The following is a 14278-nucleotide window of genomic DNA, read 5'->3' on the forward strand; positions in this document are numbered from 1 at the left end:
CAAAACCCTATGACAGCGGAAAGCGGGCCGAGTAATGTACGGCGACTGTGCGCCTGTTCGCCACGCTCATGGTCCTCGGCTTCCGCCGGTGGTCGACGTATCGTCTGGCGACCGCCGCCGGCGCGTTCACCAACACCGTGTTCGGCTTGATCAAGGCGTCCATCACGGTCGGCGCCATCGGGGCGGCGGGCGGCACGCTGGCCGGCTACGACGCCCAGACCGGCGCCACGTACGCGTGGCTGGTGCAGGCCCTCGTCGCGCCGGTCAACGTGTTCAACTGGAACGAGCTGGCGCTGCGCATCCGCGACGGCGACGTCGCCATCGACCTCGCCCGCCCGCTCGACCCGCAGTTCGCCTACCTCGCCGGGTTCCTCGGCCGCGGCGCCCACCAGTTCATCCCGCGCGGTGCTCCGCCGCTGCTGGCCGGCGCGCTGATCACCGGGCTGGCGCTGCCGGCGACACCGCTCCCGTACCTGCTCGGTGCGGTCAGCGTCGTGCTGGGCATCTCGGTGTCGTTCTCGGTCTGGTGGCTGGTCAACCTGTCGGCGTTCTGGCTGATCGAGCTGCGCGGCGTGCTCACCCTGAACGTCGTGGCCATGGGCATCCTGTCCGGCCTGGTCATCCCGGTGCACTGGTTCCCGGGCTGGCTGTCCACGCTCGCCGCGCTGACGCCGTACCCGTCGATGCTGCAGGCGCCGGTCGACGTCCTCATGGGGCGGGCGCAGGGGACGGCGGCGCTCGGCGTGCTGGCCGTCCAGGCGGCCTGGCTGACCGGCGTCCTGCTGCTGGGCCGGCTGGTGTTCGCCCGCGGCGCCCGGAAGCTGGTGGTGCAGGGTGGCTGAGCGGCTTCGCCCCTACCGGGTGCTGGTGGGGTCGCGGATGCGGTCGCAGACGGCGTACCGGCGCTCGTTCCTGTCCGACCTGCTGGGCAGCCTCAGCATCGGGCTGATGGAGTTCGCCGAGGTCTACGTCCTGTTCGCCAACGTCGACGTGCTCGGCGAGCTGGACTTCGCCGCGGCGGCGCTGCTGTTCGCGCTGTCCAACGTCGGCTTCAGCGTCGCCGACCTGCTGGTCGGGCACGTCGACAACCTGCCGGTGTACCTGCGCGAGGGGACGCTGGACGCGTTCCTGCTGCGGCCACTGCCGGTCCTGGCCCAGCTGATCACCAGCGACGTGTCGCTGCGCCGGCTCGGCCGGGTCGCCGTGTCCGTCCTCATCCTCGTGATCGCGCTGCCGCTCAACGACATCGACTGGACACCGGCCAAGGTCGCGCTGTTCGTGCTGACACCGCTGACCGGGGCGGTGGTCTTCGCCGGGCTGTTCGTCTGCGCCTCGGCCATCCAGTTCTGGCTGGTCGAGGGGTCGGAGTTCTCGAACGCCTTCACCTACGGCGGCGCCTACGCGTCGAGCTACCCGGCCAGCATCTTCAGCCTGCCGATGCGGCTGCTGTTCACGTTCGTCGTGCCGGCCGCGTTCATCGCGTACCTGCCGGTGCTGGTGCTGCTGGACCTGCCCGGTCCGCCGGGCACACCGCACTGGCTGGGCTGGTGCACGCCGCTGGCCGCCGTCGCCGTCTGGGCCGTCGCCCTGCTGGGCTGGCGGGCCGGCCTTCGCCACTACACCGGGACGGGATCATGACCGAGCCGATCATCCAGGTGCGCGACCTGCGCCGCGAGTTCGTCGTCCGCAGCCCGGCCGGCCGGCTGCGCCGCGCGCGCACCGTCGTCGCCGCCGTCGACGGGCTGACCTTCGACCTCGCCGACGGCGCCGCCGTCGGGTACATCGGGGCGAACGGCGCCGGGAAGTCGACCACCATCAAGATGCTCACCGGGATCCTGGTGCCGACGGAGGGGACGGTGCGCACCTGCGGGCTGGACCCCGTGCGCCGCCGACGCGACCTGGCCCGGCAGATCGGCGTCGTGTTCGGGCAGCGCAGCCAGCTGTGGTGGGACCTGCCGCTGGCGGAGTCGTTCCGGGCGCTGGCCGCGATCCACCGGCTGCCGGAGGCGTCCTGGCCGGTCCGCCGCGACGAGCTGGTGGACCGGCTCGACCTCGGCGAGTTCCTGGCGACGCCGGTGCGCCAGCTCTCGCTCGGCCAGCGGATCCGCGGCGAGATCGCGGCGGCGCTGCTGCACTCGCCGCGGCTGCTCATCCTGGACGAGCCCACCATCGGGCTGGACGTGCTGAGCAAGGAGCGGCTGCGCGTGTTCCTCGCCGAGCAGCGGGCGCTGCACGGCACGACGCTGCTGCTCACGACGCACGACATGGACGACGTGCAGCGGCTCACCGACCGCGTCCTGGTGGTCGACCACGGCCGGCTGGTCTACGACGGGACGCTGCCCGGGCTGACGGCGCAGGTCGGCGCGGAGCGCGTCATGGTCGTGGACCTGGTCGAGCCGGTGCCCGACCTCGGCCGCGTCGACGGCGCCCGCCGCGTCGCCGTCGAGTCCGACGGGCTGCGGCACCGGTTCGCGTTCACCCCGGAGCGGACGACGGCGGGCGCGATCCTGGAGGCGGTCGGGCGACGCGGCCAGGTGCGCGACCTCGCCATCGAGGAGCCCGACATCGAGGACGTCGTGCGCCGCCTCTACCTCACCCAGGTCAGGAGCGACGGTCCCGCAGCAACACCATGAGCAGCGCGCTCACCGCGGCCAGCACGGCGCCGGTCATCAGCATGACGTCGGTGGCGTGGCCGAGATCGGGTCCCGCCGCACCCACCACGGCGACCGCCACGGCGACACCGATCGCCGCGCCGACGTAGCGGGCCGCGCTGTTGGCGCCGGAGCCCATCGCCGCGCTGCGAGGCGGGACCGAGTCGACCGCCAGCCGCGGCAGGATCCCGTTGACCAGACCGCTGCCGACGCCGGCGACGACGAGGCCGGGCAGCAGCCGCTGCCAGGACCCGGCGTCGAGGAAGCCGAGCAGCGCGACCGTGCCGACGGCGGACAGCCCCAGCCCGACGGCGACGATCGCCCAGCCGGGCCAATGCCGGGCCAGCCGGCGCACCTCGAGCGCGACGACGAACGCGATCCCCGCCCACAGCGACGACAGCAGCGCCGTCGACATCGCCGACAACCCGAGCCCCTGCTGCATGAGCGTCGGCAGATAGCTGAAGAAGCCGATGACGGCGACGCCGGTCGCCAGCGCGCCGACCGTTGCCGCCACGAAGTCGCGCCGGGCGAACAGGCTCAGGTCCAGCATCGGCTCGCGGCCACGCCACTCGGCCAGGACGAACCCGCCGAGCAGCGCGACGGCGGCCACGGCGAACACCACGGCCGACACCGTCACGCCGTCGCGCACCTGGATCAACGCGGTGAACAGCGCCGACAGGCCGAGTCCCAGCGTGGTGACGCCGAGGCCGTCGAACCGACGCCGCACCGGCGCACGCGACTCGTCCAGCACGACCGCGCCGATGACCGCGATGACGACGCCGAGCACCGCGAACACGACGTACGCCGTCCGCCAGCCGCCGGGCACCGGGGCCGCGGCGACGATCGGGCCGACGGCGATGCCGGCGCTGACCGTCGCGCCCCAGACGGTGGTGGCGCGCAGCCGCGCGTGGCCGTCCGGGTGGGCGTGGGCGATCAGGCCGAGGCTGCTGGCCAGCAGCGCCGCGCTGGCGGCACCCTGGACCACGCGGGCGACGACGAACACCGTCGCCGTCGGGGCCATCGCGCCGGCCACCATCGCGGCGGCCAGCACGCCGAGGCCGACCAGGAACACTCGCTTGCGGCCGTAGTCGTCGGCGACGCTGCCCGCGGCGAGGCTCAGTGCGGCCAGGCCGAGCGGGACGCCGTTGAGCGTCCACGTCACCGCCGCGTGGCCGAGCTCGAAGCTCGCCCCGATGTCGCGCAGCGTCGCCAGTGGGGCGGTGTAGTTCATCAGCACCAGCAGCGTCGCGGCGCTGGCCACGAGCAGGGTCACCCGCGGTGGCCGGCCGGTGCCGGTGGCGGGGGCCTGGAGGGTGACGGACGGGGAGGTCATGGCGGCGCGCTCCTGAGTTCGGTGACTGAACCTAGGGCACTCTACGCCCATCAGTTCGATGAATGAACCCAGGGGTCGTAGACTGGTCGCATGGCGCTCGGAACCGACTACGGCGGCCAGGACTGCTCCCTGGCCAAGGCGCTGGAGCTGGTCGGCGAGCGGTGGACGCCGCTGATCCTCCGCGACGCCTTCGTCGGCGTACGCCGCTACCGCGACTTCCTCGACCACCTCGACATCCCGCGCGCGGTGCTCGCCGCCCGGCTGCAGGCACTGGTCGACGCCGGCGTCATGACGAAGGAGCGGTACCAGGACGCCCCGCCGCGCGACGAGTACGTGCTCACCGCCATGGGCCGCGACCTGTGGCCGGCGCTGCACCTGCTCAGCCAGTGGGGCGAGCGGCACCTCAGCGAGCACGGCCCGCGACGCGTCTACACACACCTGTCGTGCGGTTCGCAGCTGCGGAACGGCAGCTGCCCGACCTGCGGGGCCGTCCGGCCCGAGGACGTCGAGGTGCGGCCCGGCCCCGGCGCCACGCAGACCCGCACCGACGCGGTCAGCGTGGCGCTGCGCGAGCCACACCGGCTGCTCGAGCCGCTGCGCACGTCCTGATCAGAGCGCCGACGGCGGCTCGGCGAGCACGTCGATCAGCGCCTCGGCGTCGCCGGCCTTGAGCCGCCCAGCGGCCAGCGCCCGGCCGGCGGTGCGCCGGGCCAGCGCGACGTAGGTGCTCACCGACTCCGGGCGGGCCGCGGCGATCTCGGCGAGGTGGCTGGCGACGGTGCCGGCGTCGCCGCGCGAGACCGGGCCGGTCAGCGCGTCGTCGCCCTGGCGCAGGCTGTTGTCGAGCGCCGCGGAGAGCAGCGGCGCCAGCACCTTGTCGGGCTCGGCGACGCCGGCAGAGCGGAGCAGGTCCATGGCCTCGTTGACCAGCGTGACCAGGTGGTTCGCCGCGTGGCTCAGCGCCGCGTGATAGAGCGCGCGGTGCTCTTCGGCGACGCGGACCGGGTCGGCCCCCATCTCGACGACCAGCGCCTCGGCCACCGGCCACAGCGGCTCCGGCGCCGTGACGCCGAACGTCGCGCCGGACAGCCGCTGCAGGTCGACCGACGTGCCGGTGAACGTCATGGCCGGGTGCAGCGCCAGCGGCAGCGCGCCGGCCTTCGTCGCCGGGTCCAGCACGCCGACGCCGTAGCGCCCGCTGGTGTGCACGACCAGCTGGCCGGGCCGGACAGTGTTCGTCGCGGCCAGCCCTTCGACCAGCGCCGGCAGCGCGTCGTCGGGGACGGCGAGCAGCACCAGCCCCGCCCGGGCGAACACCTGCGGCACGTCGACCAGCGGCACGTCAGGCAGCAGCGCGCCGGCCCGGGTGCGGCTGGTGAGCGAGACGCCGTAACCGGCGACCACGTGGTGCCCGGCCCGGGCCAGCGCCGCGCCGAGCACCGCGCCCACTCGCCCGGTACCGACGACGCCGACGTCGAGCCGCGCCGGCCGTTCCTCCGTCATCGGACCAGGCTAGATCACCCGCGCCCGCCCACGACGGAGCCGTCGCGGCAGTCGCCCGGCCGCTTGCAATGAGCACCTGTACGCATCGATGCGTATCGGTGCTCATTGCAAAGCGGGCGCGGGGTCACTCGGCCGCGAGCGCCATGACCGGTGACGTGCGCGCCGCCCGCTGGCCGGGGGCGATCGAGGCCAGCACGCCGAGCAGGGTCGCGACGGCGGCGCTGATGGCCAGCTGTCCCCACGGCACGACGAAGTCCAGCTCCTCGACGCTGGCGACGGCGGCCCAGGCGAACAGCGCGCCGGCCGCCGACCCGACCACCGCCGCCACCGCGCCCATGAGCGCCGCCTCGACGCCGAGCATCACCCGGGTCTGGCGGCGGGTCAGGCCGAGCGCCCGCAGCAGCCCGATCTCCCGGGTCCGCTCGTGCACCGACAGCGACAGCGTGTTCGCGATGCCGATGAACGCGATCACCAGCGCCAGCGCCAGGATCGCCAGCACCAGGTTCACGGCCTCGTTCAGGTTCTCCTCGAACTCGGCCCGCCGCTGGGCGAAGCTCTGCACGGACAGCTCGGGGTGGTCCTCGGTCGCCGCGACGATCGCCGCCCGCGCGTCCTCGTCGTCCACGCCGTCGGCCGCGTTGACGGCCAGCAGGTCGGCGCCGTCATCGGTCACCGAGCCGGTCTCCGGCAGCTCCTCGATCGCCCGCGCGACGTCGTCCGGGATCGGGTCGGCGGTGGCGGTGCGGACGGCGAAGTCGGCCGGTATCCGGCCGTCCACCACCGCGCCCACGCTCTGCCGGGACGACTCCACGACGGTGAGGAAGCCGGCCACCGTCGTGACGCCGATCAGCAGCGCCGCCGTCGTGGCCGCCACCCGGCGCGGGTTGCGCACCGCGTTCGCCGTGGCCAGCTCGGCCGTCGACCGCCAACCGCCGGACAGCCGGGCGGCCACCGCGCCGATCGCGCGGACCAGCGGCGGCACCACCTTCGGGCCGAGGATCAGCAGGCCGAGGAAGCAGACCGCCGCGCCGAACACGACCAGGATCAGCCCGGCCCCGCCGCCGGACGTCCCGGCGGCCGCGCCCGCGACCAGCACCAGCGCGCCGGCCGCCAGCCCCAGCACGCCGAGCGCGATCCGGGCCCGTCCCGTGGCGCGGCTGTCGGCGCCGTCCGGCACCGCCTGCAACGCGGCCAGCGGCGCCACCCGGGTCGCGGCCCGGGCCGGCAGGAGCGCCGACCCGACGGTCATCAGCACGCCGATCGCGACCGACCACGCCACCGTCGCCGCGGTGACCGTCAGCACCAGCGACTCACCCAGCGCCGAGCCCGCCGCGAGCGCCGTCAGCGCTCCGGCCCCGACGCCGACGAGGCTGCCGGCCAGCCCGATCGCGACCGACTCCGCCAGCACGCCGCGCAGCACCTGGCGCCGGGTCGCGCCGACGGTGCGCAGCAGCGCCAGCTCCCGGGTGCGCTGGGCGACCAGGATCCGGAACGTGTTCGCGATGACGAACGCCGCCACGATCAGTGACACCGCGCCCAGCATCAGCAGCGGGATCCGTAGCGCCTCGCGCTGCGACGACGAGTCCATCAGCCGCTGCGCCAGCTCGCTCCCCGTGATCACCTCGTGGTCGGCGCCCAGCGCGGACCGGACGGCGGCCGCGTCGGCGCCGTCCTCCAGCCGCAGGTCCACCCGCGAGGCGCCGGGCGGGTCGGCGAACTCGCGGACGAGGTCCCAGCCCGCGGTGAGCTCGAGGTCGTCGATGCCGTCGGCGGACAGCTCGGTCAGGCCGGCGATCGGCAGCGTGACCAGGTCGGCCGTGCCCTCGGCCGCGACGGTGATCTCGTCGCCCTCGGCCAGGCCCAGCCGGTCGGCCGAGCGCCGGTCCAGCAGCACGCCGCCGTCCGGCACGTCGGCACCCAGCGGCGCGGCCAGCAGCCGGGCGGTCGCGAACGGGTCGATCCGGCCGTCGGTGTCGACGGTGTGCACGCTCACGCCGCTCCGGGGCGCGGCCGCGGCCACCCCGTCGGCCTCGCCGACGGCGGCGACCTCGTCCGGCGACAGCGTCGCGCCGTCCGGCGCCAGCACCGCGAGGTCCACCCCCTCGGCGTCGGCCGCCAGCTCCTGGCGGGTGCCCGCGTCCAGCGAGTCGGTGAGGATCAGCGTCGCCGCGGTGAAGCCCACCGACAGGACGACGACCAGGCCGGTCAGCACCAGCCGCAGCAGATGGGCGCGCAGCCCCGCCAGCACGATCGATCGCATCGCTCAGCCGCCCAGCCGGCGCAGGCCGTCGATGACGGCGTCGGGCGTGGGGTCGGCGATCTCGCCGGCGACGTGACCGTCGGCGAGCATGACGACACGGTCCGCCGACGACGCCGCGACCGGGTCGTGCGTCACCATGACGACGGTCCGGCCGAGCTCGCGCACACTGGTGCGCAGGATCGCCAGCACCTCGCCGCCGGAGCGGGAGTCCAGGTTGCCGGTGGGCTCGTCGGCGAAGATCACCTCGGGCCGGTTGATCAGCGCCCGCGCCACGGCGACCCGCTGCTGCTGTCCGCCGGACAGCTCGCTCGGCCGGTGCCGCAGCCGGTCGCCGATGTCGAGCACGTCGATGATCTCGGCGAACCAGCGCCGGTCCGGCCGCTTGCCGGCCAGCTTCAGCGGCAGCAGCACGTTGGCCTCCGCGTCCAGCGTCGGCAGCAGGTTGAACGCCTGGAAGACGAAGCCCAGCCGCTCGCGCCGCAGCAGCGTCAGCTCGGTGTCGTTCAGCGCGGTGAGGTCGGTGTCGCCGAGCAGCGCCCGGCCCGACGTCGCGGTGTCCAGCCCGGCCAGGCAGTGCACGAGCGTCGACTTGCCGGACCCGGACGGACCCATGATCGCGGTGAACCGCCCGGCCGCGAACGCGACGTCGACGGCGTCGAGAGCGCGGACGGCGGTGTCACCGCTGCCGTGCAGCTTGGTCAGGCCGACGGCACGGACCGCCGGCGCGAGGACGGCGCCCGGGGCGCCGGAAGGAATCGTGGAAGGCAGGCTCACGCTCCCAGCGTCGCGAGAACGCCGCCGCGAATCGTCGGACCTGCGGGTGGACCCGGCGTACGACGAAGGTCGTAGGGTCGGTTCCCGTGCCGATCCGTCCCGTCGAGATGCTGCCGAAGGTCCAGTCGCACCTGCACCTCACCGGGGCGATGCGCCCGGCCACGCTGGACGAGCTGGCCACCCGGCACGGCATCGCGGTGCCGCCGCTGGCCGCGCTGACCGGCGGACCGTACGAGTGGGCCGTCTTCCAGGGTCGTTACGACGCCGCCCGGGCCGCCATCCGCACGCCTGACGACGTCGCGCGCGTGGTCCGCGAGGCGGCCGAGGACGACGCCGCCGGCGGCTGCGGCTGGTCCGAGCTGCAGGTCGACCCGACGTCGTACGCGCCGGCGCTGGGCGGGCTGGAGGCGGCGGTCGAGGCGGTCCTGACGGCGGCCGCGGCGGCGCCGCTGCCGATGGGCGTCGTCGTGGCGTCCAGCTGGGCCCGCTCCGGCGAGCACGCGGCGACGCTGGCCCGGCTGGCCGCCCGCTACGCCGGTGACGGCGTCGTCGGCTTCGGGCTGTCCAACGACGAGCGGCTGGGCCGGGTCGAGGACTTCGCCCCGGCGTTCAGCGTCGCCGCCGACGCCGGGCTGTTGCGCACCCCGCACGGCGGCTTCTTCACCGGGCCGTCGCACGTGCGAGCCTGTGTCGAGGTGCTCGGCGCCACCCGGATCGGGCACGGCACGTCCGCCGTCGCCGATCCCGCCGTCCTGGCGCTGCTGGCCGAGCGCGGGGTGGCGCTGGAGCTGTGCCCGTCGTCGTACCCGCCGTTCGGGGTGCACGCGCTGGACGAGCTCCCGGTGCGGACGCTGCTCGCGGCCGGCGTCGCGGTGACGGTCGGCAGCGACGACCCGCTGCTGTTCGCCGTCGGGCTGGCCGGCCAGTACGCGCTGTGCCGCGACGTGCTCGGCCTGGCCGACGCCGAGCTGGCCGCGCTGGCCCGCGCCTCGATCACCTCGTCGGCGGCGCCCGCGTCACTGCGAGAGACGCTGCTGGCCGGCGTGGACGCCTGGCTCGCGGATTAGACGGGCGGCGGCGCGGACGTGCTGCCGACCCGCAGGTGCACCGGCAGGTGCACGTCGGCCGGCCGCCGCCCGGCCAGCAGCTCGGTGACCATGCGGCCGGTCAGCTGGCCCTTCTCGACCATCGGCTGCACCACCGTCGTCAACACGCGCTCGCCCAGCCAGGGCGTGTCGATGCCGTCGTAGCCGACCACGGTGAGGTCGTCGGGCACCCGCAGCCCCAGCGCCTCGGCCGCGCGGATGACACCGACGGCGAGCAGGTCGCTCTGCGCGACGATCGCCGTCGGCCGTTGCGGCGCCGAGAGCAGCAGCCGGCCGGCCCGCTCGCCCTCCTCGACGACGTTGCTGGGCGCCTCGACGACCGGCACCCGCCCGAAGACGTCCTCGGTGGCGGTGAGCCGGGCCCGGCAGTCGGCGAACCCGACGACGGCGCGGCGGGCGTCGTCGACCAGGCCGCTGCGGCCGTCGAGACGCAGCGGCAGCGCGGCGACCGCGACCCGCTGGTGCCCCAGCTCGGCGACGTGCTTCGCCAGGTCGAGCGCGCCGCCGTAGTCGTCGATGCGCAGCAGCGTGACCTCGGGGCGGTCCGGCCCGTCGATGGCGACCACCGGCACCCCGCGGCCGATGAAGAGGTCCAGCAGCGGGTCGTCGTCGCGGCCGCAGGTGGCGAACACCACGGCGTCGACCGGCATGCGCGACACCTGCTCCGGCGTCGGGCTGCCGTGCTGGGCGTCGCCGGAGAGCAGCAGCAGGCCGGTGCCGGACGGGCTGAGCGCCTCGGCGATGCCGTCGAGCAGCGCGACGGCGACCGGGTCGCGGAACGCGTACAGCAGCCGCTCGCCGACCACCGCGCCGACGATGCCGGACCGCCCGCGGCGCAGCGACTGGGCCAGCGGGTCGGGCCCGGCGTAGCCCAGGTCGCGGGCCGCGGCCAGCACCCGTTCGCGGGTGGACGGGGCCACCGGACCGGAGCCGCTGAACGCCAGCGACGCGGTGGACGGGGACACGCCGGCCCGCGCGGCCACCGCCGCCAGGGTCGCCCGGTGCTCGCCCACGTCAGCTCCCCTCCGCGGAATTCACGCTTGCATCAGATCCTTCTCCATAGGAGAATATCGAATCGATTCGATCGAATCGATTCGACCACGAAATCCTGATGTTCCTGACCCCTGGGGATGCTCCGTGAACCAGTCTGCTCCGGCCCCGTCGCCCGACCTGGCCAGGGCCGTCCGTGCCCGCAACGCCGTCGCCACGGTGTTCGCCCTCAACGGGCTGGCCCTCGCGAGCTGGATGGCGCGCATCCCCGAGGTGCGCGACCTCCTCGGCCTGACACCGGGCGAGATCGGCCGCGTGCTGCTGGCGCTGGCCGTGGGCTCGCTCATCGCCCTGCCCACGTCGGGGTTCGTCGTCAGCAAGATCGGCGCGGCCCGCACGGTGGCCGGCGGCTCGGTGCTGGTGGCGCTCGGTCTCACGCTGGCCGGCATCGGGGCCGACACCGCGGGTGTCGTCGCCGTCGTGGCGGCTGGGCTGGTGCTGTTCGGCTACGGCTCGGGGTCGTGGGACGTCGCGATGAACGTCGAGGGCGCCGCGGTCGAGCGGCTGCTCGGGCGGACCATCATGCCGCGGTTCCACGCCGCGTTCAGTCTCGGCACGGTGACGGGAGCCGGCCTCAGCGCCGGCCTCGCGGCCGTCGGCGTCCCCGTCGTGGCGCACCTGGCCACCGTCAGCATCGTCGCGATGATCGTCACCATCATCGCCACCCGCAGCTTCCTGCCGCACGCCGCCGAGGTCGAGGCCGAGGACGGCACGCCGGTCGAGAAGATCTCCGTCCTCACCGCCTGGCGCGAGCCGCGCACGCTGCTCATCGGCCTCATGGTGATGTGCGCCGCGCTGGTCGAGGGCATCGCCAACGACTGGCTGGCGCTCGGCCTCGTCGACGGCTACGAGGTCAGCAACACCGTCGGCGCCATCGGCTTCGCGATCTTCCTGTCCGCCATGACGGTCGGCCGCATGGCCGGCACCCAGCTGGTCGACCGGTTCGGCCGGTTGCCGGTGCTGCGCGTCAGCGCCGTGCTGGCCGCCGGCGGCGTGCTGCTCGTCGTGTTCGGCGGCTCGCTCTGGGTCGCGCTGGTCGGCAGCATCGTCTGGGGCTTCGGCGCCGCGCTGGGCTTCCCGCTCGGCATGAGCGCGGGGGCCGACGACCCGCGGCGGGCGGCCGCGCGGGTCAGCGTCATCGCGTCGGTCGGCTACACCGCGTTCCTCGCCGGCCCGCCCATCCTCGGCTGGCTCGGCGACCACGAGGGCGTGCTGAACGCGCTGCTGGCGGTCGCCGTCGCCGCGACCGTCCTCGGGCTGGTCTCCCCCGCGGCCCGTGAACAACGCCCGGCCCGGGTCGAGGTCGGCGACTAGCTCTCGGCGAAGTCGGCGGCGGTCATGCCCTCCGGGTGCCCGGCCGGCCACTGCACCAGCTCGATGCGGTAGCCGTCGGGGTCGGTCAGCCAGGACGTCGCCATGCCCTCGCCGTGATCGGCCGGCGGCTCGGCGGTGACGCCCTTCGCGGCGAGCTCGGCGACCGTCGTCGCCAGGTCGTCGGTCTGGACGACGAGGTGGTTGACGGCGCCGGTGTCGGTGACCGGCCGCGCGGGGTCGTGCACCAGCTCAAGGCTGACGAACGGGTCGCCCGGCAACTGCAGCATGGTCAGGCTGCCGAACGGCGTCTCGGGGACACGGCCGCGCACGACGTAGCCGAGCGCGGTGTAGAACGCGAGCGAACGGTCGAGGTCGGTGACCCGGAGGCCGAGGTGCAGCATGCGCATGCGCGGCAGGGTAGCCGACGCTACGAGGTGCCCGGCCGCACCAGCCCGGTCTCGTAGGCCAGCACCACCAGCTGCACGCGGTCGCGCAGGCCGACCTTGGCCAGCACCCGGCCGATGTGCGTCTTCACCGTCGCCTCGGTGACGAACAGGGCCGCCGCGATCTCGGCGTTGGACCGGCCGCGGACCACTTCGCGGACGATCTCGTGCTCGCGCTGGGTCAGCTCGGCCCAGACGGCGTCGGGCGGGGTGGCGTCCTCGGGCAGGTGCCCGGCGAACCGTTCCAGCAGCCGCTTCGTGGTGCTCGGCGCGACGACGGCGTCGCCGGAGTGCACCGTGCGGACGGCGTCGAGCAGCGTCGGCGGCGGCGCGTCCTTGAGCAGGAACCCGCTGGCGCCGGCCTTGATCGCGGCGAACGCGTACTCGTCGAGGTCGAACGTCGTCAGGACGATGACCTTCGGCGCGTCGTCGCGCGTGCGCAGCCGCCGGGTGGCCTCGACGCCGTCGAGGACGGGCATGCGCACGTCCATCAGCACGACGTCGGCCGCGGTGACGGCGAGCGTGTGCAGCGCGGCGTCGCCGTCGCCGGCCTCGCCGACCACCTCGAGGTCGGGCTGGGAGTCGATGACCATCCGGAACCCGGCCCGGACCAGCTGCTGGTCGTCGACCAGGAAGACCCTGACCGGCTGCACGCTCACTTCCCCTCGCCGTAGGGCAGGTCGAGGTCGACCCGCCAGCCACCACTTGACGACGGTCCCGCCGTCACCGTGCCGCCGTACATCGTCATCCGCTCCCGCATGCCCACCAGTCCCTGGCCGAGCCCGTCGCTCGGCGCGCCCGCGCCCCGGCCGTCGTCGCTGACCTGAGCGGTCAGCCGGTCGGGCGCGAACACCAGCGCCACCTTCGCACGGGCCGCCGGTCCGGCGTGCTTGAGGGCGTTGGTCAGCGCCTCCTGGATGACCCGGTACACCGCGAGCGACGGCCCCGGCGGCAGCGGCCGCGGCGGGCCGGTGACGTCGAGCTCGACCGGCAACCCGGCCTGGCGCACCGACGTGACCAGCTCGGGCAGCGTGCCCAGCCCCGGCTGCGGGCGGACCGAGCCGTCGTCGTCGCCGTCAGCCGTACGGAGCACGCCGAGCAGCCGGCGCATCTCGGCCAGGGCGCCACGACCGGTCTCGCCGATCGTCTTCAGCGCGTCGAGGGCGGCCTGCGGGTCGTGGTCGCCGGCGTAGCGGCCGCCGTCGGCCTGCACGACGATGACGGACAGGTTGTGCGCGACGACGTCGTGCATCTCGCGGGCGATGCGCGAGCGCTCTTCGGCGGCCGCGAGCTGGGCCCGCTGGTCGCGTTCGCGCTCGGCCTGGTGCGCCCGCTCGACCAGCTCGGCGACGTACGCCTGCCGCGTGCGCCGCACGTCGCCCATCGCCCAGGCCCCGATGACCGTCGCGGACAGCCCGATGGCGCTGGCCACGAACGCCTCCGCGCTCTCCTCGATCGACGGGACGTAGCGCACGGTGCCCAGCACGACGCCGAGGAACCCGGCCGCGAGCCCGGCCCGGCTGGCCCACCGCGGGCCGTAGGCGCTGACGGCGTACAGGCCGAGCAGCAGCGCGACGTCGTACGGGGTCAGCTGCAGCCCGGTGGCCCACTGCACCAGCCCGGCGGCCACCAGCACGCCGAACGACTCGACCGGCCGCACCCGCCGGAACACCAGCGCCGCGCACATGACCGTCCCTAGGACGAAGTGCGCCCAGGCGGGGTCGAACGCGGCCGCCGTGAACACCACCATCGTGACGAACACGCCCAGCGCGATGACGGCGTCCGGCACCACGGGGTGCCGGCGCACCCACGCGTACAGCCGGTCCCTGCGCCTCACGGTGAGC

Annotated in this window: 14 protein-coding genes; 6 read left to right on the forward strand and 8 right to left on the reverse strand. The window is 74.7% G+C overall.

Translation table 11 applies throughout. The annotated features are described in order from the left end of the window. The first annotated feature begins 47 nt into the window (after nucleotides 1-47). The 3 genes from BLU82_RS26890 to BLU82_RS26900 are packed head-to-tail and all read left to right on the forward strand — an operon-like array spanning nucleotide 48 to nucleotide 2633. Entirely contained in the window at nucleotides 48-842 is a 795-nt protein-coding gene (locus tag BLU82_RS26890; protein WP_197682500.1) for an ABC-2 family transporter protein, read from the forward strand. After that, the gene (locus BLU82_RS26895) at nucleotides 835-1638 is read left to right on the forward strand and encodes an ABC transporter permease (protein WP_092624007.1); all 804 of its coding nucleotides are present in this window, start codon (nucleotides 835-837) and stop codon (nucleotides 1636-1638) included. The genes BLU82_RS26890 and BLU82_RS26895 overlap by 8 nt, the downstream gene beginning before the upstream one ends. After that, the gene (locus BLU82_RS26900) at nucleotides 1635-2633 is read left to right on the forward strand and encodes an ATP-binding cassette domain-containing protein (RefSeq protein ID WP_092624008.1); all 999 of its coding nucleotides are present in this window, start codon (nucleotides 1635-1637) and stop codon (nucleotides 2631-2633) included. The genes BLU82_RS26895 and BLU82_RS26900 overlap by 4 nt, the downstream gene beginning before the upstream one ends. Here the strand turns inward: BLU82_RS26900 and BLU82_RS26905 are convergent. After that, entirely contained in the window at nucleotides 2602-3984 is a 1383-nt protein-coding gene (locus BLU82_RS26905) for an MFS transporter (RefSeq protein ID WP_092624009.1), read from the reverse strand. The genes BLU82_RS26900 and BLU82_RS26905 overlap by 32 nt on opposite strands. Nucleotides 3985-4074: 90 nt before the next feature. Here BLU82_RS26905 and BLU82_RS26910 point away from each other — a divergent pair, with 90 nt between their 5' ends. After that, nucleotides 4075-4593 (forward strand): helix-turn-helix domain-containing protein, encoded by a 519-nt coding sequence (locus BLU82_RS26910; RefSeq protein WP_092624010.1) that lies wholly within the window; start codon nucleotides 4075-4077, stop codon nucleotides 4591-4593. Here BLU82_RS26910 and BLU82_RS26915 read toward each other — a convergent pair whose 3' ends face one another. The 3 genes from BLU82_RS26915 to BLU82_RS26925 all read right to left on the reverse strand — a co-directional run bounded on the left by BLU82_RS26915 (nucleotide 4594) and on the right by BLU82_RS26925 (nucleotide 8521). After that, nucleotides 4594-5487 (reverse strand): Rossmann-like and DUF2520 domain-containing protein, encoded by an 894-nt coding sequence (locus BLU82_RS26915; RefSeq protein ID WP_092624011.1) that lies wholly within the window; start codon nucleotides 5485-5487, stop codon nucleotides 4594-4596. A 124-nt stretch (nucleotides 5488-5611) separates the two neighbouring features. Beyond that, on the reverse strand, nucleotides 5612-7747 hold the full coding sequence (locus BLU82_RS26920; RefSeq protein ID WP_092624012.1) for an FtsX-like permease family protein: 2136 nt from the start codon (nucleotides 7745-7747) through the stop codon (nucleotides 5612-5614). Nucleotides 7748-7750: 3 nt separating this feature from the next. Further along, entirely contained in the window at nucleotides 7751-8521 is a 771-nt protein-coding gene (locus tag BLU82_RS26925; protein ID WP_092624013.1) for an ABC transporter ATP-binding protein, read from the reverse strand. A 107-nt stretch (nucleotides 8522-8628) separates the two neighbouring features. Between BLU82_RS26925 and add the strand changes: the two genes are divergently transcribed. Beyond that, nucleotides 8629-9588 (forward strand): adenosine deaminase, encoded by a 960-nt coding sequence (gene add / locus BLU82_RS26930; RefSeq protein WP_092626338.1) that lies wholly within the window; start codon nucleotides 8629-8631, stop codon nucleotides 9586-9588. Here the strand turns inward: add and BLU82_RS26935 are convergent. Next, entirely contained in the window at nucleotides 9585-10640 is a 1056-nt protein-coding gene (locus tag BLU82_RS26935) for a LacI family DNA-binding transcriptional regulator (RefSeq protein WP_092624014.1), read from the reverse strand. The genes add and BLU82_RS26935 overlap by 4 nt on opposite strands. Nucleotides 10641-10764: 124 nt before the next feature. Between BLU82_RS26935 and BLU82_RS26940 the strand changes: the two genes are divergently transcribed. Next, nucleotides 10765-11991 carry an MFS transporter gene (locus tag BLU82_RS26940; RefSeq protein WP_197682502.1) on the forward strand — a complete coding sequence of 409 codons (1227 nt, stop codon included), beginning with the start codon at nucleotides 10765-10767 and terminating at the stop codon, nucleotides 11989-11991. Here the strand turns inward: BLU82_RS26940 and BLU82_RS26945 are convergent. The 3 genes from BLU82_RS26945 to BLU82_RS26955 are packed head-to-tail and all read right to left on the reverse strand — an operon-like array spanning nucleotide 11988 to nucleotide 14271. Continuing rightward, entirely contained in the window at nucleotides 11988-12398 is a 411-nt protein-coding gene (locus BLU82_RS26945; protein ID WP_092624015.1) for a VOC family protein, read from the reverse strand. The genes BLU82_RS26940 and BLU82_RS26945 overlap by 4 nt on opposite strands. A 20-nt stretch (nucleotides 12399-12418) precedes the next feature. Then, nucleotides 12419-13093 (reverse strand): response regulator transcription factor, encoded by a 675-nt coding sequence (locus BLU82_RS26950; protein ID WP_197682503.1) that lies wholly within the window; start codon nucleotides 13091-13093, stop codon nucleotides 12419-12421. After that, the gene (locus tag BLU82_RS26955; RefSeq protein ID WP_157741284.1) at nucleotides 13090-14271 is read right to left on the reverse strand and encodes a sensor histidine kinase; all 1182 of its coding nucleotides are present in this window, start codon (nucleotides 14269-14271) and stop codon (nucleotides 13090-13092) included. The genes BLU82_RS26950 and BLU82_RS26955 overlap by 4 nt, the downstream gene beginning before the upstream one ends. Between the last annotated feature and the right edge of the window lie 7 nt (nucleotides 14272-14278).

It is taken from the genome of Jiangella sp. DSM 45060, assembly GCF_900105175.1.
Taxonomy (GTDB): Bacteria; Actinomycetota; Actinomycetes; order Jiangellales; family Jiangellaceae; genus Jiangella.

Excerpts from the sequence above, each read along its gene's own strand:
- BLU82_RS26910 (WP_092624010.1), top strand. The coding sequence starts at position 4,075 with ATGGCGCTCGGAACCGACTACGGCGGCCAGGACTGCTCCCTGGCCAAG.
- BLU82_RS26905 (WP_092624009.1), bottom strand. The coding sequence starts at position 3,984 with ATGACCTCCCCGTCCGTCACCCTCCAGGCCCCCGCCACCGGCACCGGC.
- add (WP_092626338.1), top strand. The coding sequence starts at position 8,629 with ATGCTGCCGAAGGTCCAGTCGCACCTGCACCTCACCGGGGCGATGCGC.
- BLU82_RS26915 (WP_092624011.1), bottom strand. The coding sequence starts at position 5,487 with ATGACGGAGGAACGGCCGGCGCGGCTCGACGTCGGCGTCGTCGGTACC.
- BLU82_RS26945 (WP_092624015.1), bottom strand. The coding sequence starts at position 12,398 with ATGCGCATGCTGCACCTCGGCCTCCGGGTCACCGACCTCGACCGTTCG.
- BLU82_RS26920 (WP_092624012.1), bottom strand. The coding sequence starts at position 7,747 with ATGCGATCGATCGTGCTGGCGGGGCTGCGCGCCCATCTGCTGCGGCTG.
- BLU82_RS26900 (WP_092624008.1), top strand. The coding sequence starts at position 1,635 with ATGACCGAGCCGATCATCCAGGTGCGCGACCTGCGCCGCGAGTTCGTC.